This is a genomic window from Thiohalocapsa sp. ML1, from assembly GCF_001469165.1.
Taxonomy (GTDB): domain Bacteria; phylum Pseudomonadota; class Gammaproteobacteria; order Chromatiales; family Chromatiaceae; genus Thiohalocapsa.
On the sequence record NZ_JABX01000064.1, the window covers coordinates 1 to 24,649 of the forward strand.

General features: G+C 68.8%; 22 protein-coding genes, 1 tRNA gene and 2 pseudogenes. 11 read left to right on the forward strand and 14 right to left on the reverse strand.

Annotation, left to right across the window (positions count from 1 at the left end):
* From ML01_RS30345 to ML01_RS24495, 4 genes are all read right to left on the reverse strand, one after another.
* Positions 1–204: hypothetical protein (locus tag ML01_RS30345; RefSeq protein ID WP_216819265.1), on the reverse strand; the 204-nt coding region annotated here is incomplete at its 3' end.
* A gap of 143 nt (positions 205–347) precedes the next feature.
* Complete coding sequence (locus tag ML01_RS24485; RefSeq protein ID WP_058558007.1) at positions 348–1,484, reverse strand: MFS transporter; 1,137 nt, start codon at positions 1,482–1,484, stop codon at positions 348–350.
* A gap of 32 nt (positions 1,485–1,516) precedes the next feature.
* On the reverse strand, positions 1,517–2,632 hold the full coding sequence (gene aroC, locus ML01_RS24490) for a chorismate synthase (protein WP_058558008.1): 1,116 nt from the start codon (positions 2,630–2,632) through the stop codon (positions 1,517–1,519).
* 141 nt (positions 2,633–2,773) lie between these two features.
* Positions 2,774–4,129 carry a TolC family outer membrane protein gene (locus ML01_RS24495; RefSeq protein WP_058558009.1) on the reverse strand — a complete coding sequence of 452 codons (1,356 nt, stop codon included), beginning with the start codon at positions 4,127–4,129 and terminating at the stop codon, positions 2,774–2,776.
* A gap of 193 nt (positions 4,130–4,322) precedes the next feature.
* On the opposite strand from ML01_RS24495, the gene ML01_RS24500 reads away from it, so the two are divergent.
* Positions 4,323–6,131, forward strand: coding sequence for an ABC transporter ATP-binding protein (locus ML01_RS24500; protein ID WP_058558010.1), 1,809 nt, complete (start codon positions 4,323–4,325; stop codon positions 6,129–6,131).
* 33 nt (positions 6,132–6,164) lie between these two features.
* Here ML01_RS24500 and ML01_RS31545 read toward each other — a convergent pair whose 3' ends face one another.
* From ML01_RS31545 to ML01_RS24510, 3 genes and pseudogenes are all read right to left on the reverse strand, one after another.
* On the reverse strand, positions 6,165–6,689 hold the full coding sequence (locus ML01_RS31545; protein ID WP_371258247.1) for an ATPase, T2SS/T4P/T4SS family: 525 nt from the start codon (positions 6,687–6,689) through the stop codon (positions 6,165–6,167).
* A 73-nt stretch (positions 6,690–6,762) separates the two neighbouring features.
* Positions 6,763–7,218, reverse strand: a pseudogene (locus ML01_RS31550) (ATPase, T2SS/T4P/T4SS family); the annotation flags it as partial.
* Positions 7,219–7,235: 17 nt separating this feature from the next.
* Positions 7,236–8,419, reverse strand: a pseudogene (locus ML01_RS24510) (PilT/PilU family type 4a pilus ATPase).
* A gap of 461 nt (positions 8,420–8,880) precedes the next feature.
* On the opposite strand from ML01_RS24510, the gene ML01_RS24515 reads away from it, so the two are divergent.
* A complete protein-coding gene (locus ML01_RS24515) occupies positions 8,881–9,231 on the forward strand; it encodes a PilZ domain-containing protein (protein WP_058558011.1) in 351 nt (116 codons plus the stop codon).
* Positions 9,232–9,295: 64 nt separating this feature from the next.
* On the opposite strand, the gene ML01_RS24520 is transcribed toward ML01_RS24515, so the two are convergent.
* The 4 genes from ML01_RS24520 to ML01_RS24535 form a co-directional block, all read right to left on the reverse strand.
* Positions 9,296–9,889, reverse strand: a complete 594-nt coding sequence (locus ML01_RS24520) for a Uma2 family endonuclease (protein ID WP_058558012.1) — start codon at positions 9,887–9,889, stop codon at positions 9,296–9,298.
* A gap of 105 nt (positions 9,890–9,994) precedes the next feature.
* Positions 9,995–11,377 (reverse strand): TRAP transporter large permease subunit, encoded by a 1,383-nt coding sequence (locus tag ML01_RS24525; protein ID WP_058558013.1) that lies wholly within the window; start codon positions 11,375–11,377, stop codon positions 9,995–9,997.
* Positions 11,370–11,984 (reverse strand): TRAP transporter small permease subunit, encoded by a 615-nt coding sequence (locus ML01_RS24530; RefSeq protein ID WP_058558014.1) that lies wholly within the window; start codon positions 11,982–11,984, stop codon positions 11,370–11,372. Before ML01_RS24530 ends, ML01_RS24525 begins: the two co-directional genes overlap by 8 nt.
* A 64-nt stretch (positions 11,985–12,048) precedes the next feature.
* Positions 12,049–12,432 (reverse strand): DUF2782 domain-containing protein, encoded by a 384-nt coding sequence (locus ML01_RS24535; protein WP_058558015.1) that lies wholly within the window; start codon positions 12,430–12,432, stop codon positions 12,049–12,051.
* 211 nt (positions 12,433–12,643) lie between these two features.
* Between ML01_RS24535 and ML01_RS24540 the strand changes: the two genes are divergently transcribed.
* Together ML01_RS24540 and ML01_RS24545 are read left to right on the forward strand one after the other, a co-directional pair.
* Positions 12,644–14,704 carry a UvrD-helicase domain-containing protein gene (locus tag ML01_RS24540; protein WP_058558016.1) on the forward strand — a complete coding sequence of 687 codons (2,061 nt, stop codon included), beginning with the start codon at positions 12,644–12,646 and terminating at the stop codon, positions 14,702–14,704.
* Between the two features lie 143 nt (positions 14,705–14,847).
* A tRNA-Arg gene (locus tag ML01_RS24545) sits at positions 14,848–14,924 on the forward strand.
* A gap of 212 nt (positions 14,925–15,136) precedes the next feature.
* Here the strand turns inward: ML01_RS24545 and ML01_RS24550 are convergent.
* Positions 15,137–15,343: an AbrB/MazE/SpoVT family DNA-binding domain-containing protein gene (locus ML01_RS24550; protein ID WP_305825886.1), complete on the reverse strand. Its 207-nt coding sequence runs from the start codon at positions 15,341–15,343 to the stop codon at positions 15,137–15,139.
* Positions 15,344–15,808: 465 nt separating this feature from the next.
* Between ML01_RS24550 and ML01_RS24555 the strand changes: the two genes are divergently transcribed.
* From ML01_RS24555 to ML01_RS31555, 7 genes are all read left to right on the forward strand, one after another.
* Positions 15,809–18,769: a hypothetical protein gene (locus ML01_RS24555; RefSeq protein WP_058558017.1), complete on the forward strand. Its 2,961-nt coding sequence runs from the start codon at positions 15,809–15,811 to the stop codon at positions 18,767–18,769.
* Positions 18,770–18,872: 103 nt separating this feature from the next.
* A complete protein-coding gene (locus tag ML01_RS24560) occupies positions 18,873–19,127 on the forward strand; it encodes a hypothetical protein (RefSeq protein ID WP_058558018.1) in 255 nt (84 codons plus the stop codon).
* Positions 19,128–19,311: 184 nt separating this feature from the next.
* Positions 19,312–19,530: a DUF433 domain-containing protein gene (locus ML01_RS24565; RefSeq protein WP_058554534.1), complete on the forward strand. Its 219-nt coding sequence runs from the start codon at positions 19,312–19,314 to the stop codon at positions 19,528–19,530.
* A complete protein-coding gene (locus tag ML01_RS24570; RefSeq protein WP_058558019.1) occupies positions 19,514–19,834 on the forward strand; it encodes a DUF5615 family PIN-like protein in 321 nt (106 codons plus the stop codon). Before ML01_RS24565 ends, ML01_RS24570 begins: the two co-directional genes overlap by 17 nt.
* Positions 19,835–19,970: 136 nt before the next feature.
* Positions 19,971–21,977 carry a hypothetical protein gene (locus ML01_RS24575; RefSeq protein WP_058558020.1) on the forward strand — a complete coding sequence of 669 codons (2,007 nt, stop codon included), beginning with the start codon at positions 19,971–19,973 and terminating at the stop codon, positions 21,975–21,977.
* A 223-nt stretch (positions 21,978–22,200) separates the two neighbouring features.
* Positions 22,201–22,548, forward strand: coding sequence for a nucleotidyltransferase domain-containing protein (locus tag ML01_RS24580; RefSeq protein WP_058558021.1), 348 nt, complete (start codon positions 22,201–22,203; stop codon positions 22,546–22,548).
* Entirely contained in the window at positions 22,545–22,994 is a 450-nt protein-coding gene (locus ML01_RS31555) for a HEPN domain-containing protein (RefSeq protein WP_162268102.1), read from the forward strand. The genes ML01_RS24580 and ML01_RS31555 overlap by 4 nt, the downstream gene beginning before the upstream one ends.
* Here ML01_RS31555 and ML01_RS24585 read toward each other — a convergent pair.
* Both ML01_RS24585 and ML01_RS29805 read right to left on the reverse strand, forming a co-directional pair.
* Positions 22,915–24,003 (reverse strand): hypothetical protein, encoded by a 1,089-nt coding sequence (locus tag ML01_RS24585; protein ID WP_156427979.1) that lies wholly within the window; start codon positions 24,001–24,003, stop codon positions 22,915–22,917. The genes ML01_RS31555 and ML01_RS24585 overlap by 80 nt on opposite strands.
* A gap of 9 nt (positions 24,004–24,012) precedes the next feature.
* The coding region (locus tag ML01_RS29805) for a hypothetical protein (RefSeq protein WP_162268103.1) at positions 24,013–24,649 on the reverse strand (637 nt) is incomplete at its 5' end.

Consider the following 24,649-nt stretch of genomic DNA (forward strand, 5'->3'; position numbering starts at 1 on the left):
AGACGCCGCCGACGCGGCATCGAGCCGCGTCGGCGGCGAGCCGGCTGGAAAGCCGGCGGTCCCGGTCCGCCGCGCCGGCGCCGAGCCGGCTTTCAGCCGGCTTCGCGTGCCGGCGCCGAGCCGGCTTTCAGCCGGCTTCGCGTGCCGGGGGCTCGATGCCCCCGGCGCGCGATCTGCGGCGCGGGAGCCGGGGCGGTTGCTCATGCCGCGCCGCCGGGCGGAGGACTGCGCATGCGCCCTCTTGCTCAGCCCAGACGCCGCCGACGCGGCATCGAGCCGCGCCGAGCCGGCTGGAAAGCCGGCGGTCCCAGCACGCAACCTAGTCCGCTTCCAGCGACGCCTGCCGCTCAGTACCGCCGCGCGCGATCCACTCGCAAGGCCGCGACAAAGCCGAGCGCGGCGAGCCCGGACGCAGCGGCGAAGGTCGCCATGGCCCCCGCGCTCGCCCACAGTGACCCGGCGATGAGGCTGCCGATGGCGCCGCCGACGCCGAAGCTGACGCTGTTGTAGAGCGCTTGGCCGCGGCCCTGGGTGCGGCCCGGAAAGTAGTGATGCGCGAGGTGAATCGCCGAGGCGTGAAACGCGCCGAAGGTGGCCGCGTGCAGGCTCTGCGCCAGGAGCTGCACGGCGACGATGTCCACGAAGGCGCCGATCAGGAGCCAGCGCAGCACCGCCAGCAGCAGGCTCGTGAGCAGCATGCGCCGGGCGCTGAAGCGGGGCAGCAACCGATGCATGTTGATGAACACCAGCACCTCGATGCCGACGCCGAGCGCCCAGAGCGCGCCGACGGCGGTGCGGCCGTAGCCGTGCGCCTCCAGGTGAATTGAATAGAAGGCGTAGTAGGCGCCGTGGCTCGCCTGCATCAGCAGGCACGCGGCGAGAAAGGCTAGGATCTCCGGGCGCGCCAGCACCTGCCGCAGCCGTAGCTCCGCATGCTCGGCCGGTGCGTGGCCGCGATCCGGGATCAGCAGGCAGCTTAGCCAGACGCCGACGAACAGCACCAGCACCGACACGGGCACCACCGCACTGCCGGCGCTGCTCTGCCACCAGCCCACCAGCAGCACTGTAACGATAAAGCCGATGCTGCCCCAGACACGCACGCTGGCGTAGCGATTCACGCGGCTGCCGAGGTGGTTGAAGGTCACGGCCTCCATCAGTGGCAGCGGCGCGTTCCAGAAGAAGCTGAACGCGGTGATCACCAGCGCCATCGCCCAGAAGCCTTCTGCCCAGAACACCGGCACTAGGGCCAGCACCGCGAGCAGCGCGCCGAGCCGGACCACGGGCATGCGCTCCCCGCGGCGGTCGGCGAGCCAACCCCAGACGTTGGGTGCGACGATCTTGGTGCCCATCAGGATGGCCATCAGCACGCCGATGGCCGCGGGCGCAAAGCCCCGCTCCAAGAGATAAGGCCCCCAGTAGGGCACCAGGGCGCCCATGGCCGCGAAGTGGAAGAAGTAGTAGCCGGACAGGCGCGCGTAGGGCATGGGGCCGATGAAATCGGCGGACCCGGGGAGGGCTAGCCGCGGCCGGCCGGAATCGGCGCCAGCGGCGGCACCACATGCCCATTCTGCCCGCGGTGGCGCAGCAGATGGTCGGCGAGCACGATGGCGAGCATGGCCTCGGCGATGGGCGTCGCGCGGATGCCGACGCAGGGGTCGTGGCGGCCCTTGGTGATGACCTCGGTCGGCTGGCCGTTCAGGTCCACGGTGCGGCCCGGCAGCCGGATGCTGCTGGTGGGCTTGAGCGCGAGCCGAGCGATGATGCGCTGACCCGTGGAGATGCCGCCGAGCACCCCGCCCGCGTTGTTGCTGAGGAAGCCCTCGGGTGTCATCTCGTCGCGGTGCTCGGTGCCCTTCTGCGCCACACTCGCGAAGCCGGCGCCGACCTCGACCCCTTTAACCGCGTTGATGCCCATCAGCGCGTGCGCAATGTCCGCATCCAGGCGATCGAACACGGGCTCGCCCAGGCCCGGCGGCACGCCGTCGGCCACCACGGTCACCTCGGCGCCGATGGAGTCGCCGGACTTGCGCAGCTCATCCATGTACGCCTCCAACTCCGCCACCCGCGCGGCGACGGGGCAAAAGAACGGGTTGCGGTCGGTCTCGTCCCAATCGAAGCCGTCGCTGTGGAGCGTCGCCGCATCAATGGGTCCGAGCCGCGACAGGAAGCCGCGCACCGTCACGCCCGCCAGCTCCCGCAGGCAGACCTTGGCGATGCCGCCGCCGGCGACGCGGATGGCGGTCTCCCGCGCCGACGAGCGCCCGCCGCCGCGATAGTCGCGGAAGCCGTACTTCATCGTGTAGCTGTAGTCCGCGTGGCCGGGGCGGAACCGGTCGGCGATCTCGGAATAGTCCTTCGAGCGCTGGTCCTGGTTCTCGATCAGCAGCCCGATGGGCGCACCCGTCGTGCGACCCTCGAACACGCCTGACAGGATGCGCACGGCGTCCGCCTCGCGCCGCTGCGTCGTATGCCGAGACTGCCCCGGCCGACGACGATCCAGGTCGTGCTGCAGGTCCGTCTCCGACAGCGCCAACCCCGGCGGACAGCCATCGACGATGCCGCCGATGGCCGCGCCGTGGCTCTCCCCGAAGCTGGTGAGGACGAAGGATTTGCCGATGGAGTTACCAGACATTGGGAATCAGGTGCTAGGGGCTAGGAGCTAGGAGCTAGGAGCTAGGAGCTAGGAGCTAGGAGCTAGGAGCTAGGAGCTAGGAGCTAGGTGCTAGGGCCGGGACGGCACTGCCTAGCGCCCAGCCCCTAGCACCCTAGCACCTCAATAGGCAGGAGGCGGCACCACATCGCCCTCGGTGAGCCACTCGTTGCCCTTGGCGAGCACGTCGCGGCTCAGCGTGCTGGTGGCCTGGTGCAGCAGCACGCCGTTGATGATGTAGTCGTAGCGGGCGGCGAGGTAATCGAACTCCGCTTGGAACAGCGCGCGCTGCGCGTTCAGCACGTCCACCTGGGTGCGGGTGCCGACCTCAAGGCCCGCCTGGGTGGACTCCAGCGAGCTCCGTGCCGAGACGATGGCCGCCTGGCGTGCGCGGACGTCGCTGATGCTGGAGGTGATGCCGCGGAAGGCGTCCTTGACCTGATTGATCACGGCGCGTCGCTGCTGGTCCAGGCGGTCCTGCGCGGCGCGGAACTGATGACCCGCTTGGCGCGTGCGCGAGGCGACGGCGCCGCCCTGGTAGATCGGGATGTTGACGCTGAGGCCGACGAAGCCCGTGTCGCTGTCGGTGTTGAATTCGGCGCCGGAGCGGGAGATGTCGTAGCCGGCCTGGGCATTCACGCTTGGAAAGTAGCCGGAACGCTCGATCTCGATGTCCTTGCGCGCGGCCTCGGCGGCCTCCCTGGCGGCAATGATGGCGTAGTTGTTGGCGAGCGCCGTTTCGGCCCAGATGTTGATGTCGTTCGGTTCCGGCGGCGCCAGCGGCAGTCGGTCGCCTAAGCGGGCGAGCGGCACGGACACGGGGCCGACGATGCGCCGGAGCGCCTCCCAGGCGTTGTCCAGCGCGTTCTCGGCCGTGATCAGGTTGGCGCGGGAGCGGTCATAGGCGGCCTGGCTGTCGTTCACGTCGGTGATGGCGACCAGGCCCACCTCGAAGCGCTGACGGGACTGCTCCAGTTGGCGCTCGTCGGCGGCGACCAGGGCCTGGTTCACGCGCACCGCGTCGGCGGCCTCCAGTACCGCGAAGTAGGCCTGCGTGACGCGGACCATGAGGTCGATCTGGGCGCTGCGATACTGCGCCTCCGCCTGGGCGATGGTGTCGTCCGCTTGGCGCAGGCGCACCCAGTCGGCACGGTCATACACCGACTGGTTCACGACCGCGGCGAGGCCCTGGGTGGAAAAGCTGTCGCTGCGGCTGAAGCTGCCGACGGCGGAGCGGCCGGACGAATCGACGTTCTGGTAGTCCACGTCGCCGGTAACGCCGAAGTTGGGCAACAGCAGCGCGCGCGTCTGTGGCTTCACCTCGCGGGTGGCATAGAGCGTCTGCTCCGCCTCGCGGAGCGTCGGATCGCTTTCCGTGGCCAGGTCGTAGATCGCCAGCAGGTCCTCGGCGGGGCCGGCGACGGGCAATAGGGTGATGGCGCAGGCGACGAGCAGCGGCACCAGTCGATGCTTGGTCATAATCTCTCACAGGGCCGAGTGGCTGTGGTTGCAGCGGCGCTGCGGCGGCAGTATAGGTGACGATGTTGCAATGCCACAATTGAAAGCCGCCAACCGGCGTCGCTTTTGCCCTCGGAAACCCATTGCGGTCAATCTTGTAATGCATTTTTTGCGGTACCGGACTGCGGAGGACAAGCGTATTCCTGTTGCGGAAATGAACCAGCGCGAAGGCCGCGAGGAGCCGCATGCCGGCTACCGCTGGTCGGACCTTTGGGCGATGGTCGGCAGTCATCGGCGCGAGCTGGTGGCGGCCAATGCCGTCGCCGTGCTTGGCACGCTTGCCGCGGTGCCGGTGCCGCTGCTGATGCCGGTGCTGGTGGACGAGGTGCTGCTGCAACAGCCGGGGTCTGCCGTCGCGTTGATGAACGCGCTGTTTCCGGCCGCCTGGCACGGGCCGATGCTCTACGTGCTGGCGGTGCTGGCGGCATCCATTGGGCTGCGCGCGGTCGCGCTGGCGTTGGGTGTGGTGCAGAGTCGCCAGTTTACGATCATCTCGAAGGCCATCGTGTTTCGGCTGCGCAGCGCGCTGCTGCGCCACTTGCGGCACGTGTCCATGGCGGAGTACGAGACGCTCGGCAGCGGCACCGTCGCATCCTACCTGGTGACGGACGTGGACGCCGTGGACAATTTCATCGGCGGCGCCGTGGCCAAGTTCATCGTCGCGGTGCTCAGCATCGCCGGCACCGCGGTGGTGCTGCTCTGGATGCACTGGCAGCTCGGGCTCTTCATCCTGCTGCTGAACCCGCTGGTGATCTACCTGACCATCGTCTTCGGCCGCCGGGTCAAGGACATGAAGCGCCGCGAGAACGCCGCCTACGAGGCCTTCACGCAGAGCTTGACCGAGACGCTGGACGCCATCGCGCAGATCCGCGCCGGCAACCGCGAGCGCTTCTTCATCGGCCGCGGCATCGAGACGGCCGACGCCATCCGCCGCTGGTCCTGCGCCTTCACGTGGAAGAGCGATGCGGCGAACCGCGTGTCGTTCGCCGTGTTCCTGTTCGGCTTCGACCTGTTCCGCGCCGTGAGCATGCTGATGGTGCTGTTCTCCGACCTGACCATCGGCGAGATGCTCGCCGTGTTCGCGTACCTGTGGTTCATGATGGGCCCGGTGCAGGAGGTACTGAACGTGCAGTACGCCTTCCATGCCGCCGATGGGGCGCTGACCCGCATCAACCGGCTTCTGGCCCTGCACCGCGAGCCCGCCTGGCCGCATGCCGAGAACCCCTTCGCCGGCAAGCGGACCGTGTCGGTCGCCGTGCGCGACCTGTGCTTCGCCTACGGCGACGGGCCCAAGGTGCTGACCGGGGTCTCCTTTGAGGTCGCCGCCGGCGAGAAGGTCGCGCTGGTCGGCGCGAGCGGGGGCGGCAAGACGACGCTGGTGCAGGTGCTGCTCGGCCTGTACGCGCCGGGCAGCGGGCAGGTCCTGTTCGACGGCGTGCCCGTGACCCGCATCGGCATGGACGTGGTGCGCGACCACGTCGCGACGGTGCTGCAGCACCCGGCGCTCCTGAACGACACGCTGCGCATGAACCTGACCATGGGGCGCGACATGCCGGATGCCGACCTCTGGGCGGCGCTCGGGGTCGCACAGCTCGAGGAGGTCGCGGCCGCGCTGGAGCGCGGGCTCGACACCCGCGTCGGGCGCAACGGCGTGCGCCTCTCGGGCGGGCAGCGCCAGCGCCTCGCCGTCGCGCGCATGGTGCTCGCGGACCCCAAGGTCGTCATCCTGGATGAGGCCACCTCCGCGCTCGACACGGCCACGGAGACCAGGCTGCACGCGGCGTTGTCGCGCTTCCTCGCGGGCCGCACGACGCTCATCATCGCGCACCGGCTGAGCGCCGTGCGCCAGGCGGACCGGGTGCTGGTGCTGGAGCACGGCCGGGTGATCGAGGAAGGCAGCCACGCGGAGCTCATCGGCGGCAAGGGCGCCTACGCGGCACTCTATGCCGGGCAGGCGCATTGAGCTGGCGTGGCCGTCGCGCCGGCCCATGCGGCCTCACCCGAAGTTGATCTTCGCCTCTAAATTCGCCTGCGAGTCGGCGTTCTTGAGGCACTCGGGCAGGTCGATGCGCCCGTCGCGGTAGAGCTTGAGCAGGGCGTTGTCGAAGGTGGTCATACCGCCTTCTTCCGTGCCGGCCATGGCCTCCTGGATCTCGTCGATGCGCCCCTCGCGGACCAGGTCCGCAATGTGCGGGGTGTTGATCAGGATCTCGATGGCGGCGGTGCGCTTGCCCTCCACGGTGCGCACCAGGCGCTGCGAGATGATGGCGCGCATGTTGAGGCTCAAGTCCAGGTACAGGGTCTTGTGCAGATCCTGCGGGAACATGTTGATGATGCGCTGCATGGCCTGGTGGGCGTTGTTGGCGTGCAGCGTGGAGATGGCCAGATGCCCGGTGCCGGACAGCTCGATGGCGGCCTCCATGGTCTCGCGGGTGCGGATCTCGCCGATCAGAATCACGTCCGGCGCCTCGCGCAGGCTGCTCTTTAGCGCAGCCGCATAGGATTTGGTGTCGACGCCCATCGCGCTGGTTCACCACGCAGCCCTGGTGCGGATGGACGTATTCCACCGGGTCCTCGATGGTGAGGATGTGGCCGGTGCTGTTTTTGTTGCGATGGTCGATCATCGCGGCGAGCGTGGTGGACTTGCCGGAGCCGGTGGCGCCCACCATCAGCACGATGCCGCGCTTGTGCATGACGATGGTCTTTAGCACGTCCGGCACCCCGAGCTCATCGCAGGTGAGGATGCGGTTGCTGAGATACCGGATCACCATGCCGGCGTGGCCGCGCTGGTGGAAGGCGTTGATGCGAAAGCGCCCGCGATCCTCCAGCCCGACGGCAAAGTCCAGCTCGCGCGCGGCGTCGAACGCCTCGATCTGGCGCTCGTCCATCAGCGAGCAGACGGCGTCGCGGCACAGCTCCGGCGTGTAAACGGTGCTGCCGATGTCGTGCAACTGGCCGTCGATCTTGATCCGCACCGGGCTGCCGGCGGACACGAAGATGTCCGAGGCCTGCTTGCGGATCATCATGTCCAAGTACGGCGTGAAGTCCATGCGTGTGGTCTCCGTGCTCAGCGCCGGCCGCCGAAGTTGACCGGCGGTGGGGCCGCCGGCTCGTCCTCGCCGACGATGGAGAGCCCGTCCACGTCGCCCAGGGCGTCGTGGTCGTCGGCGTCCTTGCCCTCCAGCTTGATCTTGAGCCGCAGCTCGTTCATCGAGTCGGCGGTGCGCAGCGCGTCCTCGTAGGTGATCTGGCCGGACTCGTAGAGGTCGAACAGCGCCATGTCGAAGGTCTGCATGCCGGACTCTTTCGAGCGCTGCATGATGGTCTTGATCTCGTGCACCTTGCCTTTGAAGATCAGGTCCTGGATCAGCGGCGAGTTGATCAGGATCTCCACCGCGGCGATGCGCCCGCCGCCCGTCTTGCTCAGGAGCCGCTGGCTGACGACGGCCTTGAGGTTCAGCGACAGGTCCATCAGCAGTTGCGATCTGCGCTCTTCCGGAAACAGGTTGATGATGCGGTCCAGCGCCTGGTTCGCGCTGTTGGCATGCAGCGTGGACAGGCACAGGTGGCCGGTCTCCGAGAAGTTGATCGCATGCTCCATGGTCTCGCGCGTGCGGATCTCGCCGATCAGGATCACGTTCGGCGCCTGGCGCAGCGTGTTGACTAGCGCATGGTCCCAGCTCTGGGTGTCGACGCCCACCTCCCGTTGCGTGATCAGGCACTTGTCGTGCTTGTGCACGAACTCCACCGGGTCCTCGATGGTGATGATGTGACCGAAGGTGTTGGCGTTGCGATAGCCGAGCATGGCCGCCAGCGTCGTGGACTTGCCGGAGCCGGTGCCCCCACCACCAGGATCAGCCCGCGCTTGGTCAGCACCAGGTCGCGCAGCACCGGCGGCAGGTTGAGCTCTTCGATCTTGGGGATGGTCGTCGGGATAATGCGCAGCACCGCCCCCGTGCGCGCCTGCTGCACAAAGACGTTGACGCGAAAGCGCCCGATGCCGGGCGGATTGATCGCGAAGTTGCACTCTTTGGTGGCGTCGAACTCGCGGATCTGGTGGTCGTTCATGATGGAGCGCACCAGCGTCGAGGTCTGCGCCGGTGTCAGCGGCTGCTCCGTCAGCGGCGTCATCTTGCCGTCGATCTTGCAGGCGGGCGGGAAGTCCGCAGAGATGAACAAGTCCGAACCCTTGCGCTGCAACATCGTACGCAGGCAATCCTGCATGAACTTGGCGGCCTGTTGGCGATCCATGGTGCGTCCTCCGCTGTGCTTGATGCGACGCCGATGCCGCGGGCTCGGCGTCGGTCAGATGCCCCCGTCGGCCCATCGGGCGCGCCGGTCAGTTGGAAAGATACATCGAAGCACGCGCCAGGTTGCGCTCTAGGTCGCATTGACGCCGTTTGGGCGCGATCGAACCGAATGGCCGGAGAGCCAACCTCCCGGTCGGCTCCGCAGTCGCGACACCAATGCATCCCGCTCTGTGGCCGCGTTGACCTGGAGGTCAACACTCCAGTCAACGCCCGTCAACACCGCGCACGTTCGTTTCCGACCGCACCGGCTGTCCGCGTCTTCCCGCGGCGGCTGTGTGCCCCGCGTCGCGATCAGGATTCGCCTGTGACTGAAATAATTTGTTCACGAAAGCTGAATTTCTTTGTCAAGAACATATCCTAAGATGCGGTGTGAAATAAAAGCTGATTAGGGGGCAACCGCCTGTGAGTCAAGAACGCCGCTACGGTGCGCGACACCGCATCGACCTGCCGGTCTACATCCGCTATCGCCGCCGGCCCTTTCTCGGCGCCTCGGCGCACGATGTCTCCGTCGGGGGCATGTTCCTGTCGGTGCACTCGCTGATCCTGCCCGTGGGCACGCCGGTCGAGCTCGAATTCTCGAGCCTCGGCCGGGACTGGCTCATCGCCGCGGTCGTCATCCACGGCGACAACACCGGCATCGGCGTCATGTTCCGCGAGCCGCAGCCCGAGTTGTTCCAGGGGTTAATTGCCGCAGAGCACATGCCGCCGCCGCCGCCGCGCACTGCGGGCACCGAGGTGGACTATCGGTCCTGATCCGCGCCGCCCGCGCAGCGGCGCGAGCCCCGCGCTCGCGGCGGCGGGTTCTGCACCGGCCGTGTCAGAAGAGCCCGTGCAGATCCAGCACCGCCGCGCCGTCGCCGGGCATCGGCAACGCCACCGCGGCGAGGTCCGCCGTCTCCGTCGTCTCGGCGTAACCGGCGCCCGCCGGCCGGCTGTACCGCAGCAGCCGGCGCCCGCCGAGGTCCACGAGCCAGACCTGCGGTATGCCGGCGCGGGCATAGCGCGGCAGCTTCACATCGCGGTCGTAGGCGAGGCTCGAGTCCGCCACCTCGATGATCAGCAGCACCTCGTCCGGCGTCGGGTGGCCATTGCGGTAGTAGTCGGCGCGCGGGCGCAGCAGGGCGATGTCCGGCAGCGGCTCGGTGTGGTCGTCGAGCCAAACCGGATCCTGCACGGAGACGATCGCGGCGGGGCCGAGGCGCTCCTTCAGCAGGTTCGACAGCAGTTTCACCGTACCCGCGTGCGGATGTCCGATCGGCGGCATTTCAACGACCTCCCCGTCGATGAGCTCGGTGCGCAGCTCCGGGCCCAAGATGCCCGACTCGCCCATGCGGTGATAGTCCGCGACACTGAAGCGGACAGCTTGCCCCAGGGCCGAGGCGCGCGGCGGCGACGTTGCGGTGAGGGTCATGGCGGCGGCTCGCAGCGATGGTGTTTCCGGGCCGATCCTAGCCTGCCCCGGCGGCTTGCTCCAGTGCTCCGCGCTCCACCGAGTGGCCGGCGCCGCCCAGCCGCGTCAGGAATAGATCGCCTTCGGCAGCCAGGTCGCGAGCTGCGGGAAGAGCGCGAGCGCGCCCAGCAACAAGAGCTGCAGCACGATGAAGGGCGCGACGCCGCGGTAGATCTGGCCCGTCGTGACCTCGGGCGGCGCGACGCCGCGCAGATAGAACAGCGAGAAGCCGAACGGCGGCGTCAGAAAGGACGTCTGCAGGTTGATCGCGATCATCACGCCGAGCCACACCGGGTCCAGCCCCATGGCGAGCAGCACCGGTCCGACGATGGGCACGACGACGAAGGTGATCTCGATGAAGTCCAGAATGAACCCGAGCAGGAACATCACCAGCATCACCAGCGTGACGGCGCCGACCACGCCGCCCGGCAGGTTGGTGAGGAAATGCGTCACCACCTCGTCGCCGCCGAAGCCGCGGAACACCAGCGAGAAGATCGCGGCGCCGATGAAGATCAGGAACACCATGCTCGTGACGATGCTGGTCTGGCGCACAACGTCGCCGAGGGTGCGAAGCCGCAACTGACCCTGCGTCGCCGCGAGCAGCAGCGCGCCGACGGCACCCACCGAGGCCGCCTCCGTCGGCGTCGCGATGCCGTACAGAATCGACCCCAGCACCGCGACGATGAGCCCGAGCGGCGGCAGCAGCACCCGCACGACCCGCAGCCAGAAGCGCCAGTCGTGCCGCGGGCGCTCGGCGGCCGGGATGGCCGGCGCCGCCTCCGGGCGCAGCAGCGCAACGCCGAGCATGTAGCCGATATAGAGCGCCACCAGCAGCAAGCCCGGGATCAGCGCACCGACGAACAGATCGCCGACGGACACCGTGTCCGGCGAGAACACGCCCATGTCGAGCTGCGCCTGCTGATAAGCCGCGGACAGCACGTCCCCGAGCAGCACCAGCACGATGGACGGCGGAATGATCTGCCCGAGCGTGCCGGACGCGCAGATGGTGCCGGCCGCGAGGCTCGGCGAGTAGTTGCGCTTGAGCATCGTCGGCAGCGACAACAGGCCCATGGTCACCACGGTGGCGCCGACGATGCCGGTGCTCGCCGCGAGCAGCATGCCGACCACCGTCACCGAGATGCCCAAGCCCCCGCGCATCGGCCCGAACAAGAGCGCCATGGTGTCGAGCAGGTTCTCGGCCACGCGCGAGCGCTCCAGCATCACGCCCATGAACACGAACAACGGCACGGCGATGAGCGTCTCGTTCGTCATCACGCCGTAGATGCGGTTCGGCAGCGCCGTGATGAACGCGTGGTCGAAGAGCCCGAACCACTCGCCGACGAAGGCGAACACCAGCGCCGTGCCGCCGAGCGACAGCGCCACCGGATAGCCGAGCAGCAGCACGCCGCCGACGGCGAGAAAGAGCAAGAGCGGCATCAGCTCAGCCATCGGCGCCGTTCCCGTTCGCGTCCTCGTTGCCCGCCGAGGGCAGCTTTTCGGCTTCGCTCGCGGCCGACGGCAGCGCCGCCTCGACGCCCGCCAGGAAGAGTCCGTTGCGCACAATCAGCACCAGCCCCTGCACCAGCATCAGCAGCGGCATCGCCACCAGCAGCGATTTGAGCCAGTAGACGTAAGGCAGCCCGCCGGCCTCCCGCGAGCTCTCGTGGATGGACCAGGAGGTCATGACGTAGTCCCAGGACGAGAGCAGGATGAACAGGCTGACCGGAACCAACAGCACCAGCGTGCCGAGCAGGTCCACCCAGGCGCGCCCCCGCGGCGAGAAGCGCTGATAGAAGATGTCTACGCGCACATGACCGTTTTGCTGCAGCGTGTAGGCGGCGCCGAGCATGAACAGCAGTGCGTGCATGTAGGTGACGGATTCCTGCAATGCCACCGAGCCGCTGTCGAACCCATAGCGCAGCACCACGACCAGGAAGGTCACCAGCACCATCGCCAGCGCGAGCCAGGCGATGACGCGGCCCACCCAGGCGTTCACGAGGTCGAGCGCGCTTGCAACGCGCAGCAGCACGGCCGGGATCAATGCGTCCTGCGCCATCTGGCCCTGCCGCCTCCGAATGTTGCCGCCGAGCTGCCGGTTGGCGCGAGCCGGATGGACTGCTTCACCAACTGAACAAGAGCCACTGGGGCAGGGCGATGTTCGGCTCGTGGCTCTCCTGCACGTCCAGCGTGCCGTCGCCGTTGGTGTCGAGCAGGTAGTAGGGCGGGCCGACGATGGGCTGGATCTTCACCATATAGACCCGTCCCTTGACGCGATACTCGTAGATGACCTCCTCATCGGTCTCGATGATGGTCACCTCCGGCTCCACCCGGTCCGCCCGCCGTGGCGGCGTCGGCACCGCGGGCGCGGACAGAAAGCCGCCGTCGTCGTCCGCCATCTGCGCGCGAGCGCCGGTGGCAAAGGCGAGGCCGATGCTCGCGGCGAGGAGCAGCATCGGCAGGTGCGGCAACGCCGGGGTGGGCGACGCGGGCAAAAAGCGTGGCATGGGCGATACGGTGGCGGCTTGCGGGTCGCGCTAGTGTATTACGGATGATCCGGCAGCGCGCTCGGCGTCGCCCCGACATCGGTGCGCGCCGCGTCGGCTCGGCGCAGCGCGCGGGCATGATGCGGCTCGCTCGGCGAGGCGCGCGGGGGCATCATGCGACTCGCGCCGGCACGGACCGGCCCGCCGCCGCCATCCACTCCAAGAGCCCTCCATGCACGGACTCAATCCACGCCAGGCCGAGGCGGTGCGCCACGTCGGCGGGCCGCTGTTGGTCATCGCCGGTGCCGGCTCCGGCAAGACCCGGGTCATCACGCGCAAGATCGCGCACCTGATCCGCGAGCACGGGCTGCCGGCCAATGCCATCGTCGCGCTCACCTTCACCAACAAGGCCGCGCGGGAGATGAAGGGCCGCGTCGGCGCGCTGCTGAAGGGCGGCGCCGGGCGCGGGCTCAAGGTGTCGACGTTTCACACCTTCGGCCTCAACCTGCTCCGGCGCGAGGCCGCCGCCGCGGGGCTGCGGCCGGGCTTCTCGCTGTTCGACCCCGAGGACGGCGCCACGGTGCTGAAGGAGCACCTGCGCGAGCACGCACTCGCCGATGCCGTGTCGCCGGCCGCCGCGCTCGCGCGCATCTCGCGCTGGAAGAACGACCTCATCGACCCCGCCCGCGCCGCGAGCACCGCCGACGACGACTTCGAGGCCGGCCTTGCGGAGCTGTACGCCGACTACGAGAAGAGCCTCGCGGCCTACAACGCCTGCGACTTCGACGATCTCATCGTGCGCCCGGTGCGCATCCTGCGCGACCATGCCGACGCCCGCGAGCGCTGGCAGAACCGCACCCGCCACCTGCTGGTGGACGAGTACCAGGACACCAACGGCGCCCAATACGAGCTGGTGCGGCTCTTGGTCGGCCCGCGCGGGGCCTTCACCGTGGTCGGCGACGATGACCAGTCGATCTATGCCTGGCGCGGCGCCCGGCCGGACAACCTCGCCCGGCTGCGCGACCATTATCCGACCCTCAAGGTCGTGATGCTGGAGCAGAACTACCGCTCCAGCGGGCGCATCCTCAAGCTCGCCAACGGCCTCATCGGCCACAACCCGCATCTGTTCGACAAGCGCCTGTGGTGCGAGCTCGGCCCCGGCGACCCGGCCCGCGTGCTGGTCTGCCGCCATGAGGCCCACGAGGCCGAGCGCGTCGCCGCCGAGATCCAGCACGCGCACCTCACCAAAGAGCGCGCGTACGGCGGCTACGCCATCCTGTACCGCAGCAACCATCAGGCGCGGCCCTTCGAGCAGGCGCTGCGGGCGCTCGGCGTGCCATATTTCCTGAGCGGCGGCACCTCGTTCTTCGCGCGCGCCGAGGTCAAGGACGTCATGGCCTATCTGCGGCTGCTGGCCAATCCGGCGGACGACGCCGCCTTCCTGCGCGTCGTCAACGTACCGCGGCGCGAGATCGGCCCCACCACGCTGCAACGCCTCGCCGCCTTCGCCGCCGAAGGCGAGCAGCCGCTGGCCGCCGCCTGCCGGGAGCCCGCCCTCGCGGCGCAGCTCCCGGCGCGCCAGGCCGGGCGGCTCGCCGAGCTGGTCGCGCTCCTGGACGCACACCGCGCCGCGGCCGACACCGCCGCCAGCCCCGTCGCCGCCGTGCGCGCGCTCATCACCGCCATCGACTACGCCGGCTGGTGCAAGGACAGCGCCCCCAGCCTCGCCAGCGCCGAGCGGCGCATCGGCAACGTCACCGACCTGGTGGACTGGCTGGAGCGCCTGCACCGGGACGCCGTCGCCGAGGGCGACGCGGGCAGCGGCAAGACGCTGCCGGAGCTGGTCGCCCGGCTCTCGCTGCTCGATGTGCTCGAGCGCCGGGAAGAGGCCGAGGGCGGCGACCGCGTGCACCTGATGACGCTGCACGGCGCCAAGGGCCTGGAATTTCCGCACGTCTACCTGGTCGGCATGGAAGAAGAGCTGCTGCCGCACCACAGCAGCCTCGACGACCCCGCCCCGGACGCCGCCGACGGCAGCCACAACGCCATCGAAGAAGAGCGCCGGCTCTGCTACGTCGGCATCACCCGCGCCCAGCAGAGCCTCACCTTCACCCGCGCCCGCCGCCGCCGACGCTTCGGCGAGACCGTCACCTGCCGGCCCAGCCGCTTCCTGTCCGAGCTGCCCGCCGGCGAGCTCGACCAGCCCGACAGCACCCCGCGCACCGAGGCCGACGCCCGCGCCCACGGCAGCGCCCAGCTCGCCGCCCTCAAGGGCCTGTTCGCGGACCGATGACCGCGCCCGCACCGCAACGCCCGCCACCGCGCCCGCCTGGCGGAGGGGCGCTCGCCGGCCCTCGCCGGCATGGACAAGCCGCCGCTCCGCCACTATCCTTACCCGTCCGATGCGCTGCGGCCAGTAGCCATCGGCCCACCCACGCGCCCGTAGCTCAGATGGATAGAGTACAGCCCTCCGAAGGCTGGGGTCACAGGTTCGAATCCTGTCGGGCGCGCCAAATTCCCTTTCTAATCAATAGACTGGCGGCGGATGCGAGGCGCAGATTGGCGTTCATCCCTCTGCTCGCCGGTCCTTCGCCCGTCGGCGCAGCCTCCCTTCCAGACAAGTCTTAGCCAGCAGGGGCCGCAAGCGACTCTCGAAGCCCGTTTTCGGCCCAGTGCTCGGCGAAGGGGCTGAGCGCAAATGTCGGCTTTTGTATCGAAGAAGGCATCAGCCGCGCTCATGGGCCTCCAGCCGATCGAACCGAAAGCCCTCCGGCAGACGCCCCCGATACTTGCGCAGCCGTGCCAGCAGCTCGCGGTTGTCGGGCGACTTGCCCACGCTCAAGGTCCGTGCGCCATCGACGTGGATCTCGATGTCGTCGCCGACGCGCAGGTCGAGCCCCTCGACCACGGCGGCGGGCAGGCGCACCGCCAGACTGTTACCCTACTTTGACACCTGCGCTGGGTTGCCTTCCCATCCACGTCGATCAACAGGTGACCACTGAATCCCGCTGCGTGTGGCGCGGTAACCGCGGAGCGCGTCAGGCCATTCCGACTTGTGCCGAGGCTCCGCCTCGGCACCGGGTCCGGCGGCTCGGCCGCCAGTGCGCGGCGCGGTGTGGGCATCTGCCTAGTGCTCGGGTTGCGGCGCCAGCGGCGCGAATTGGTGGTGCGTCCCCTATTTCTCCCTATTTCTCCCGTCCCCTATTTCTCCCGAAGCCCGGCAAGCGAGCGATGGCCCGGTCCCAGCAGGCCACCGCGTCCACGAACCGCCCGACGTGGCTCAGCAGATTGCCCAGGCTTGGCCAGAGGCGTGTGAACAGTTCGCGCGCGCTCAGCGAGAACGAGGCGGATCAAATGGCAGCCGACATTCGAGCATAATTGCCGCAGAACAACACACTTGCGCATCAGCTTCGGTATCGGAGAGGGACTTTTCGCGGTCATGTCCAGCACCAACGCATCGCCGCAAGCGGGCACCCCAGAGGACGCTGCCACCCCGACCGCCGGCACGCTCGCCGGCGACACGGCACGCAGCACCGGCGCGCTCGCGCTGCGCCGCGTCCGGCTCTCCGGCCGCCCCTACCGCGCCATGCTGGAGGGCTATGTCTGCCGTAGGCTGGCCCTGAGCCCGCGGCACAAGCCGGCCGACGCGCAGTTGCTCGATGCCATCATCGCGACGGCCGACCACCGCTTCGCCTACGTCGCCTTCCTCACCGAGCGCTGCCAGCGCGGTCGGGAGGACGCCGACAGCCTGCGCCGCGCCGCCGCCGAGGCGCCCGCAGATCCACCCGCCAACGACGGCACCGACGCATCCGGCGATGCCGCCGCGACAGCGCCCACCGCCGGCGAGGCCCTGTACCGGCGCTGGCTCGCCGGTCTGCACCTGGAATACGGCCACAAGCTGGCCGAGCGCATGCGCGCCGTGCTCGCCCTGCTGCACGCCGCCGAGCAGGCCCACGCCTGGGTCTTCGGCGCCGGGCGCATCGAGCACCCCGTCACCGGCGCGGCACTGACACCGCTGCCGGAGCAGTTCCAGGGTCTACCGCTGGCGGTGCTCCAGACCCTGCTGCTGCTGGAGCCGCCGCGGCAAGCGGCGCTGGTGCCAGTCGCGGGGAGCGACATCGGCACGGACAGCCCCGAGCCCACGACACCGGCCGCCGGCGACCCGAACGAGATATCACCCCGGCCCGCGGACGCGTACAACCCCGCCCTGCTGCTGACCCTGCAACAGCTCCAGGGCGTGCTCGCCGTGCACCGCGGCGGCAGCGGCACGAGCCGCTTTCGCATCGGGCTCAAGGACCTCGGGCCGGCGCTGGCGCAGGACGAACAACTCGCACCCCTCGTCCGGCGCGCGCCGGCTCTGCTGGCCGGCGCCGCGCTCGATGCCGTCGAGGCCATCGCCGCCGGCAGCGAGGCTGCGCCGGATGCCCCCGGCCTCCAACCGAGCCGGCAGCCGGACTGGCCGCTGTTCGAGGCTCTGGCGCCCTTACTCGACGCCCTGGTCACCACCCTGTCCGACTCCGAGCCGGTGGCCGCGCGATGGGCCGCGCTGCGCGAGACGGCAATGCGCCGGCTGTCAGCCGAGGACGAGGCCCTTGAGCAGGCCGCCCGCGCCGACTTACGTCTGCCGGTTCTCAGCCTCCTCGCAACCTGGTATTTGCCATCAGCCCAGGTGACCGGGGATTCTATCAGCAGTCGGATCACCGCTGATCCGGTAGCCGGTAACAAGTTAGCCGGCTGCCTTTCGACCCGCGGTTACGCTTACCAATTACAAGGGGGCCTTCATACTGCGATTGCTGACTACAGCGCGGCAGTGGTGCTCGCAGAGGCCATTCGCGACGCGTTCAACATCGGTGGGGGAGAGTCAGCTTGGGCGACTATCTATCGTGTTGAGCTCGCCCGCGCACTCCAGAATCGCGGCGCCGCGCACGCAAGCAACGGCGACAGCGCCGCAGCTATGGCTGACTATGTAGGGGCGATTGAGCTTCTCGAAGACATAAGGTATGAGCTGATCGCAACCGGTGGTGAGGGAGCTTGGGAAATACCTTACCGGAACTTTCTCGCTGGCACTCTCTGCAACCGGGGGTGCACACACATTGAGAATGGTAATTTCATCCTCGCGATCGCCGACCTCGGCGAGGCGATCACCCTCCGCGAGGGTGTCCGCGACACGCTGATCGCATCCGATTGCTGCGCAGTCGGGAGCATTTCTTACCTGAATGATCTCGCCGTCGCACGCTCAATCCGGGGCAGTGCGCACCAGAGTAACGGAGATTTGCCTTCGGCGATTATCGACTACGACGCGGCGGTTCAAATCGAGGAGGATATCCGCAACGTACTCGTCAAATACGGAGGTGAGTCCGCATGGACGATAAACTATCGTCGAGATTATGCTGCCACGCGATCAAATCGAGGTCTTGCGCACGCGAGAAATCGGGAAATTGCTCGGGCTATCTCTGATCATGACACTGCGATCCGAATAACGGAAGGCATTCGAGACACGTTGATAGAGGGGGGCGGCGATGCCGCATGGAGCATACCACAACAAGACGATCTCGCTTTGGCGTATCAGAATCGAGCTTTCGGTCACGAACTCAATGGCAACTTTGCTTGTGCGGGGGCAGACTATAGTGTGGCGATTAGTATACATGAAGGCATCCGGGACTTTCTGATTGCAGCCGGTGGAGAAGATGCTTGGAGCATCCAATATCGCAGAAATCTCGCTGTCCTCCGTTGCGGCCTCGCTAACGTCCATCGGGCGAACGGTGAACTTACCCTCGCAATCCCTTACTATGATGAAGCGATACGGTTGTTTGAAGGCATTCGCGCTGCGCAGGTGGCCACCAGCGGCGAAGCGGCCTTGAGCATCCCCTACAGCAACGAGTTCGCCACCGTGCGCCGAAACCGCGGCGTCGCCCATTGGAACAATGGCGATCTCGCTGCGGCAATCGCCGACTTTGATGCGGCGATCCAGCTTGGCCAAGACATCCGCGACGCGCTGCTGGCCGCCAGCGGCGAGGCTGCTTGGCCTGCTCCGCTGCGCGTCGACCTGGCGGGAACTCACAGCGCCCGCGCACACGCGCTCGGCGCGGCCCGCGGGCGGGCGGACTTCGCCGCCGCGGCAGAGATCGCCGCCTGGCTGCGTGCCGAGGGACACGCCCAGGACGCGGCGCAGGTCCAGGAATGGTGTACAAGCGTCCTGCTGCACTGGGGGAGCGGCGCTGTGCTGTCGACCCTACGCGAACAGAACCCGCGGGTGTTTTGGCTGTTGCATGTGGTGGTGGCGCCGATCTGGCTAATCCTGTTGCCCATCGCGCTCCTGGTCCGCGCCGTGCGCTGGCTCCGCCGGCGCTCGGGCTAGGCATCACGCCGCAAGCCGCTGATTTGATGGACAAGCGTTACTTTGCCCCTGCTGCCCGCTACACTCTTCAGCATTCAAGCCGAAGACGACGCCGAGAAACATCATGGCCGATCTCAAGCTCGCACCGGAAGGACTGGTGATCCCGCCGCAGTACCTTGCCGACCTCGGGCCCGACCCGAGCGTACGCCGCATCAAAGGGGGGCTGATCATTGAGTCCCGCGATCAAGCCATGGCGCGCGCGCAGTTGCGCGAGTTGGTCGCACGGCTCGGCGCGGCCGTCGGGACCGAGGCACCGGACGACGACGAGATCGCGGCGCTGGTCGACAAGGTGCGAGCCGAGCGTGCGCGTCATCGTTGATACCAATGTTTTCGTCTCGGGCCTGATCAATCCCGCCGGTGCGCCGGCGTCGTCGTCGGTGCGGCGCTCGACGGGCGTGTGACGCCGGTCTTCAGCATCGAGACCCTGGCGGAGCTCCGGGATGTGCTGGTCTAAATTGCCACCACTTGCGGGTCGGCCCGAGCTCTGAAACAGCGAGGTCCACATGCCTTTACTCCCGATCAGCCGCGACCCGGAGGTCATGAGCGGCGTGCTTTGCTTCAGCGGCACCCGCGTCCCGGTGCAGAACCTGTTCGATTACCTGGAAGGCAGCTCGTCGCTCGACGACTTTCTGACCGACTTTCCGTCGGTCACCCGGCCCGCTGCCGTTGCGGTGCTGGAGGCGGCCCGCGAGCGTTTGTTCCTCGATGCGGCTGCTGCTTGACGAGTCGCTGCCGCGGCGGTTGCGCGAGCACCTTCCAGGCCACCGGGTCGAGACTGTCGCGACGATGGGCTGGAGCGGCTACCGGAACGGGCGGCTGCTGGCCGTCGCGGCCGCGGAATTCGATGCGCTGATCACCGCCGACAAGAACATGCCGCATCAACAGAACCCGGCGACGTTGCCGCTGTCGGTGGTCATCTTGGACGCGCCGTCCAATGAGCTTTCCAAGCTGCTGCCGTTGGTGCCGCAACTGCGGGCCGTTCTGGGCAATCTGCCTGTACGCCGATTCGTTCGCGTGACGCCGTGAGCCACCGAGGCGCACGTCAGCGCTGCAAGGGCGCAAAGCACCGAGCGGATACAGACGTCCGCTTGCCGGGCGTTGCCGGGGCGCACCGGTCTTGGCGTGGCGTCGGCTCGGCCTTTTCGGGCCTGGGGATCCTGACATGACCATCGACCGCGACGACCAAGCCCAAGTGCTGCTGCTGCGCCACGCGGCGGAACAGGCGGGGCATAGCCGCGATGCCTTCCTGGCGCAGGTGCAGGCCTGGCTGGAGACCGCGGGCGCCGACGCAGCGCGGCGCGAGCGCGTCTGGGACTTCGCCGCCGACTGCGCCGAGCGCAGCAACGCCTTGGCGCCGGACCTGACCGCGCCCGCGGACCTGGCTGCGGCGGGCGAGGCCCTGCGCGCGCTCGGCCGGCGCATGGCGGGCGTCGGCGCGGCGGGCGGCTGGCTGGAGCGGGTGCGCGAGCGTTGGCCGGCGCCCATCGCCCACGAGGTCGCCCGGCTCGCGGATGACCTGGCCGGCCCGCGCGGCGCCGACGGGCGGCGGCTGCCGCCGAGTCCGGAGGCGGCGCTGTTGCAGGCGCGGGACACGGCTGAGGTGCTGATCAAGTTCTCCGCCTGCGTGCTGCTGCAGGGGCTGCTCGCGGCCGGCGGCGATGCCGCGGACTGGGCGCGGCGCGCGGCCTTCCAACGCGGGCTCTCCGTCGGCAACTGGGTGCAGATGCTGCGCGAGGCCATCGACCATGCGGCATCACCAGAGCAGGGTCCGGCGGATGACCCGCTGCCCGCGCTGGCGCGCGTGCTGCGCGCGCACCTGCTGCCCTTCGCGAACGCCTATCCGGCGCTGCGCAACCGCACCCTGGGCCATGGTGCCCGCAATGCCGACCCGCGGGAGACCGCGGACCTGGTGCGGGCGTTGCTGGAGACCGGGAAGACCGGCCAGGCGGGCCAGGGCGGCGAGCCGCTGCGCTGCGAGCCCCTGTTCGACACCCTGGCCAAGCTGGTGGACGCCGGCGCCTTCATGGGCTGGCGATTGCTGGCCCTGGACGCCGACGCGGCGCCCGACGACGCCGCCGTCGGCGAGATCGACCTCACCGGCGCCGCGGCCACCGCACATTGGCTGAAGGACCCGCGGCACGATCAGGGCGGGTCGGGGGGCGGGCACCGGAGCCGCCGGCTGCCGCTGGCGTTCGAGCTGCCTGACGGGGCCCGGCTCGCGCTCTCCCCGCTGCTCGCGGCGCGCATCTGCCAGCAGTGCGGGCGCCGCGATGTGCTGATCTACGACAACCTGCGCGAGGCCGACCGCGGCGGGCGCTTCGACCTGCTGGACTATGCCCGCGGCCACAGCTCGCGGCTCAAGGGCAGCGACGAGACCGACCTGGGCGAGGCCATCGCCGGGCTGGACATCCCGCTCGCGGACCTGCCGCCTGCCGACCTGCGTGACGCGCCGCTGAGCCAGGGCTGGGTGCTGCGGGCGCTCGACCGGGCGCGGGTGGACCGCAACTACGACTCGCCGGCCTATCTGCGCGCGGACTTGGCCGCCTTTCTGGCGGAGAATGCCAGCGGCGTCTACTGGCTGCAGGCCCCGGCCCATGTCGGCAAGACCACCTTCATCCAGGGCCTGGCCGGGGACTCGGACCTGAGCGACGCCCCCATCGAGGCGCGCTTCGACCCGCACGCAACCCGCACGGGGACGAGCCAAACCACCGGCGCCGCGGCACCGGGCGCCATCGTCGCCTACTACTGCCGCAAGGAGTACCGCCCCGGCGTCGGTGCGCTGCTGGCGCGGCTGGAGGAGCGCCTGGCCGCCGTCTACGACCCGAGCGACAACGTGAAGAACGATCGCCCGCTGCTGCTCACCCGCGACGGCGAGCCGACGCCGGAGCGCTTCGTCGCCTGGCTCCAGGCTTGGCGTGAGTTCGCCGCGCGCCACATCCACCTGACCCGCACCACAGGCCCGCTGATCGTCTGCATCGACGGCCTGGACGAGTCCCGCCCGCCCGGCGAGGCCGACTGGCCGTTGCAGCTCCTACCGTCGCCAAACCTGCTGCCGGACGGGCTCTATCTGGTGCTGACCTCCCGCCCGCTCGATGATCCGACCGCGCCGGCCTTTCTCGGCACCCACATCGCGCCGCTCTACGCGGGCGCCTTGCACGATGTGGCCTAGGGCCTCGACCCGATGCCGGATGCTCCTCACTCTGGAGACGGCCCGGGGATAGCTGCGTGTCACCTCGGCGACCGCTGTGTCGGCGGGAACGTGGTTGCGGAGCGATGAAGCATGCAAGCAATGCATGGACGGGCGGGCGACCCCCGGTTGTCCCGAGCCCAGCGATGCGCTAGCGTTCGCAAATGACCGACATTGCTCGGTGATCGATCCGAGGCTTCCCGTCATGCCCCAGCCCCCCGTGCCCGATGCGGCCACCACGGACGCCGTCGCCGCCTTTCGCATGCACCTGATGCGACGCTACGGCGAGCGGCTGCGCGGGCTGGTGTTGTTCGGCTCGCGCGCGCGGGGCGACGCGCGAGCGGACAGCGACGCGGATCTGGCGGTCTTTCTCGATCCGATCGCCGATCCCGTCGAGGCGCAAATGGACATGGCGGGGGACGCCTATGGGGTGTTCCTGGATACCGGCATTCTGATCCAGCCCTGGGCCTTCGGCGGTGCTCCGGATCGGCCTGCGCAGGATCGCGCCCTGGGTCTGCTGCGAAGTATCCAGGGAGAGGGCATTGTGCTGTGACCGAGACGGCGCTGTTCGACAAGGCTGGTCGTGCCCTAGCTGCCGGACGCGCGGCTTGTGAGCGTGGCGATGCCGAGACCGCGTCCGATCGCGCCTACTATGCGGTTTACTACGGCGCCTGGGCCATGCTGGAACGAGCAGGCGTCCCACGCCCGAAGACGCACAACGGCATGATCGCCGAGCTCGCCCGCGTCTACGTGAAGACCGGGCGGGTAAGTCTGGAGTTGGGTGCGACCCTCTCGCGCTTGCAGGGGCTGCGTTTGGTCGCCGATTACACGCGGATGCCATTCCTCTCGCCGATGTCGCGCGTGCGTTGGACGAGGCCGAACGATTCATCGCCACAGGACGAGCCCTGGCGGACGGTGATCAGGCGCCAGTCGGCGGCTGATCGCATCCACCCCCCGCGATCCAGTCATCCAGCACGTCGCGGATCTCCGGCGGAGTGAGCACGCTGCCGTCACGGGGCGCATCGACGATGGTCCAGCCATGCAGCGGGGAGCGCCCGTCGTACCAGGGGTCCGGCGAATCGTAGCCGGGGCGGGGCTTGCCGCGGCGCTCCTGCCCCAACGCTCGGCGCTTGGCCGTCTCCGCCCGCTCCAGCGCCTCGCCCAGCCCTTTCAGCCAAACCCCCTGATCCGGCTGCACACTGAGGATGGTGCGCCGCGGCGAGAGCACGACGGCCAGAAAAACGAACCCGCGCGGGTCCGCCGCGCCCTCCACATCGCCGCGTGCCCAGGCCTTGAACAGCATCGCCGTCGGCTGCCTCACCCACAGCCCGGGCACCGACTCCAGGCCGCCGTCCACCCGCGGCAGCGCCGGTCGCAGTCGCTCGGCGGTGGCGAGATCGCTGCGATAGCACGCCAGGTCCGAGTCGATCAGCTCCCGCTCCGCCGCCCAGGCCGGCGCCTGCGCCAACGCGTGCTCCAGCGCTGCCGGGTCCGGCTCCCGGTCGAGCTGCTCGATGAGCCGGCGGATCAGCCGCGCCCCGGCTTCGAGGGCCGCCATCGCCACCGAATCGGTATCGTCGCCCGCACGGTCGCAGGCCAGACGCGCAGTGGCGAGAAAGATCGTATAGGCGGTGATCGGCGCCGCCGGATCAAGCCGGGTTTCTCCCCGGTCGATCCTGCAGACATAGTCCGCCAAGCGCCGAGCACCGTCGGACACCGAGCCCGCCAGCACCTGCTCCACCAGCACGGCGGCGGTGACCGCGTCCATATCCGGCGCATCGTGCGTGACGATGGTCAGGGGCTCGCCGGGTGCGAGGTTGCTGACCTGCGATAGCACCAGCTCGGGCCGCTCCAAGACCAACGCCGACGTGCAGCGCGCCGGCGCGTCCGGCTGGTGATGGTCGATGACGCCGGGCGCGAGGCGGTTGCCAGTGTCTAGGTACAGCTCGCCGGGGCCGGGCTCGGCCATCGAGCCGGGGGGGACGAAGCGATAGCGTATCGGGTGCATCGGGTAGATTCAGACCCCCTTGCGCAGAAACCACTCCCCCAAGCGCGTGAGCCACAGCGCCGCGCGCTCGGCGAGGGCCGCGTAGAGCCCGATCACAGCGGCGACGAAGGCGAAGAAGCCGGCAGCGATCCACCAGGGCGAGGCGTCGTGAAGCCAGGACTCCAGTTGCGATAGCTCGTCCTCGTAGATCCCGGTGAGGATGCCGATGGGCCAGATCAGCACCAACAGCAGCGCAATCAGCTTCTGCCGCGCCGCGCTGGTCTTCTGATCGACGTAGTTGCCGACCTGCTCCACCTCGGCGGCCACGCTGTCGTAGAGCCCATTGAGACCCATGCCGGCACGCATGGCATCGGCTACCGCGATCCCTTGAAAGCGGGTTGCCGGCTCGCGGAACCAGAACTGGTTACGGAACTGCATGAAGGCCTGGCGCAGGATGCGGGCGCGGCGCAAATCGGCCAGCTCATGCTCGATGATGCCCTGGGAGAAATCGTGCAAGCGGAGCTGGCTGTAGTAGGTGTGGACATAGAGCGGGTAGTAGTAGGACTCGCCTTGCCAGCGGATCGGCATGCCCGGGTGCCACGCGAGGAACGCGCAGCAATCGCGCAGCGCCAGCCCCTTCCAGTCCGCCCATAGGTCGATACCGGAC

Bases quoted from the DNA above. Each gene is read 5' to 3' on its own strand.
- ML01_RS24580 (WP_058558021.1), top strand. From the start codon at position 22,201: ATGCCCCAGCCCCCCGTGCCCGATGCGGCCACCACGGACGCCGTCGCC.
- ML01_RS24540 (WP_058558016.1), top strand. From the start codon at position 12,644: ATGCACGGACTCAATCCACGCCAGGCCGAGGCGGTGCGCCACGTCGGC.
- ML01_RS24585 (WP_156427979.1), bottom strand. From the start codon at position 24,003: ATGCACCCGATACGCTATCGCTTCGTCCCCCCCGGCTCGATGGCCGAG.
- ML01_RS24560 (WP_058558018.1), top strand. From the start codon at position 18,873: ATGGCCGATCTCAAGCTCGCACCGGAAGGACTGGTGATCCCGCCGCAG.
- ML01_RS24495 (WP_058558009.1), bottom strand. From the start codon at position 4,129: ATGACCAAGCATCGACTGGTGCCGCTGCTCGTCGCCTGCGCCATCACC.
- aroC (WP_058558008.1), bottom strand. From the start codon at position 2,632: ATGTCTGGTAACTCCATCGGCAAATCCTTCGTCCTCACCAGCTTCGGG.
- ML01_RS24530 (WP_058558014.1), bottom strand. From the start codon at position 11,984: ATGGCGCAGGACGCATTGATCCCGGCCGTGCTGCTGCGCGTTGCAAGC.
- ML01_RS24520 (WP_058558012.1), bottom strand. From the start codon at position 9,889: ATGACCCTCACCGCAACGTCGCCGCCGCGCGCCTCGGCCCTGGGGCAA.
- ML01_RS24565 (WP_058554534.1), top strand. From the start codon at position 19,312: ATGCCTTTACTCCCGATCAGCCGCGACCCGGAGGTCATGAGCGGCGTG.
- ML01_RS24500 (WP_058558010.1), top strand. From the start codon at position 4,323: ATGAACCAGCGCGAAGGCCGCGAGGAGCCGCATGCCGGCTACCGCTGG.
- ML01_RS24535 (WP_058558015.1), bottom strand. From the start codon at position 12,432: ATGCCACGCTTTTTGCCCGCGTCGCCCACCCCGGCGTTGCCGCACCTG.
- ML01_RS24570 (WP_058558019.1), top strand. From the start codon at position 19,514: ATGCGGCTGCTGCTTGACGAGTCGCTGCCGCGGCGGTTGCGCGAGCAC.
- ML01_RS24485 (WP_058558007.1), bottom strand. From the start codon at position 1,484: ATGCCCTACGCGCGCCTGTCCGGCTACTACTTCTTCCACTTCGCGGCC.
- ML01_RS24575 (WP_058558020.1), top strand. From the start codon at position 19,971: ATGACCATCGACCGCGACGACCAAGCCCAAGTGCTGCTGCTGCGCCAC.
- ML01_RS31545 (WP_371258247.1), bottom strand. From the start codon at position 6,689: ATGGGCGTCGACACCAAATCCTATGCGGCTGCGCTAAAGAGCAGCCTG.
- ML01_RS24525 (WP_058558013.1), bottom strand. From the start codon at position 11,377: ATGGCTGAGCTGATGCCGCTCTTGCTCTTTCTCGCCGTCGGCGGCGTG.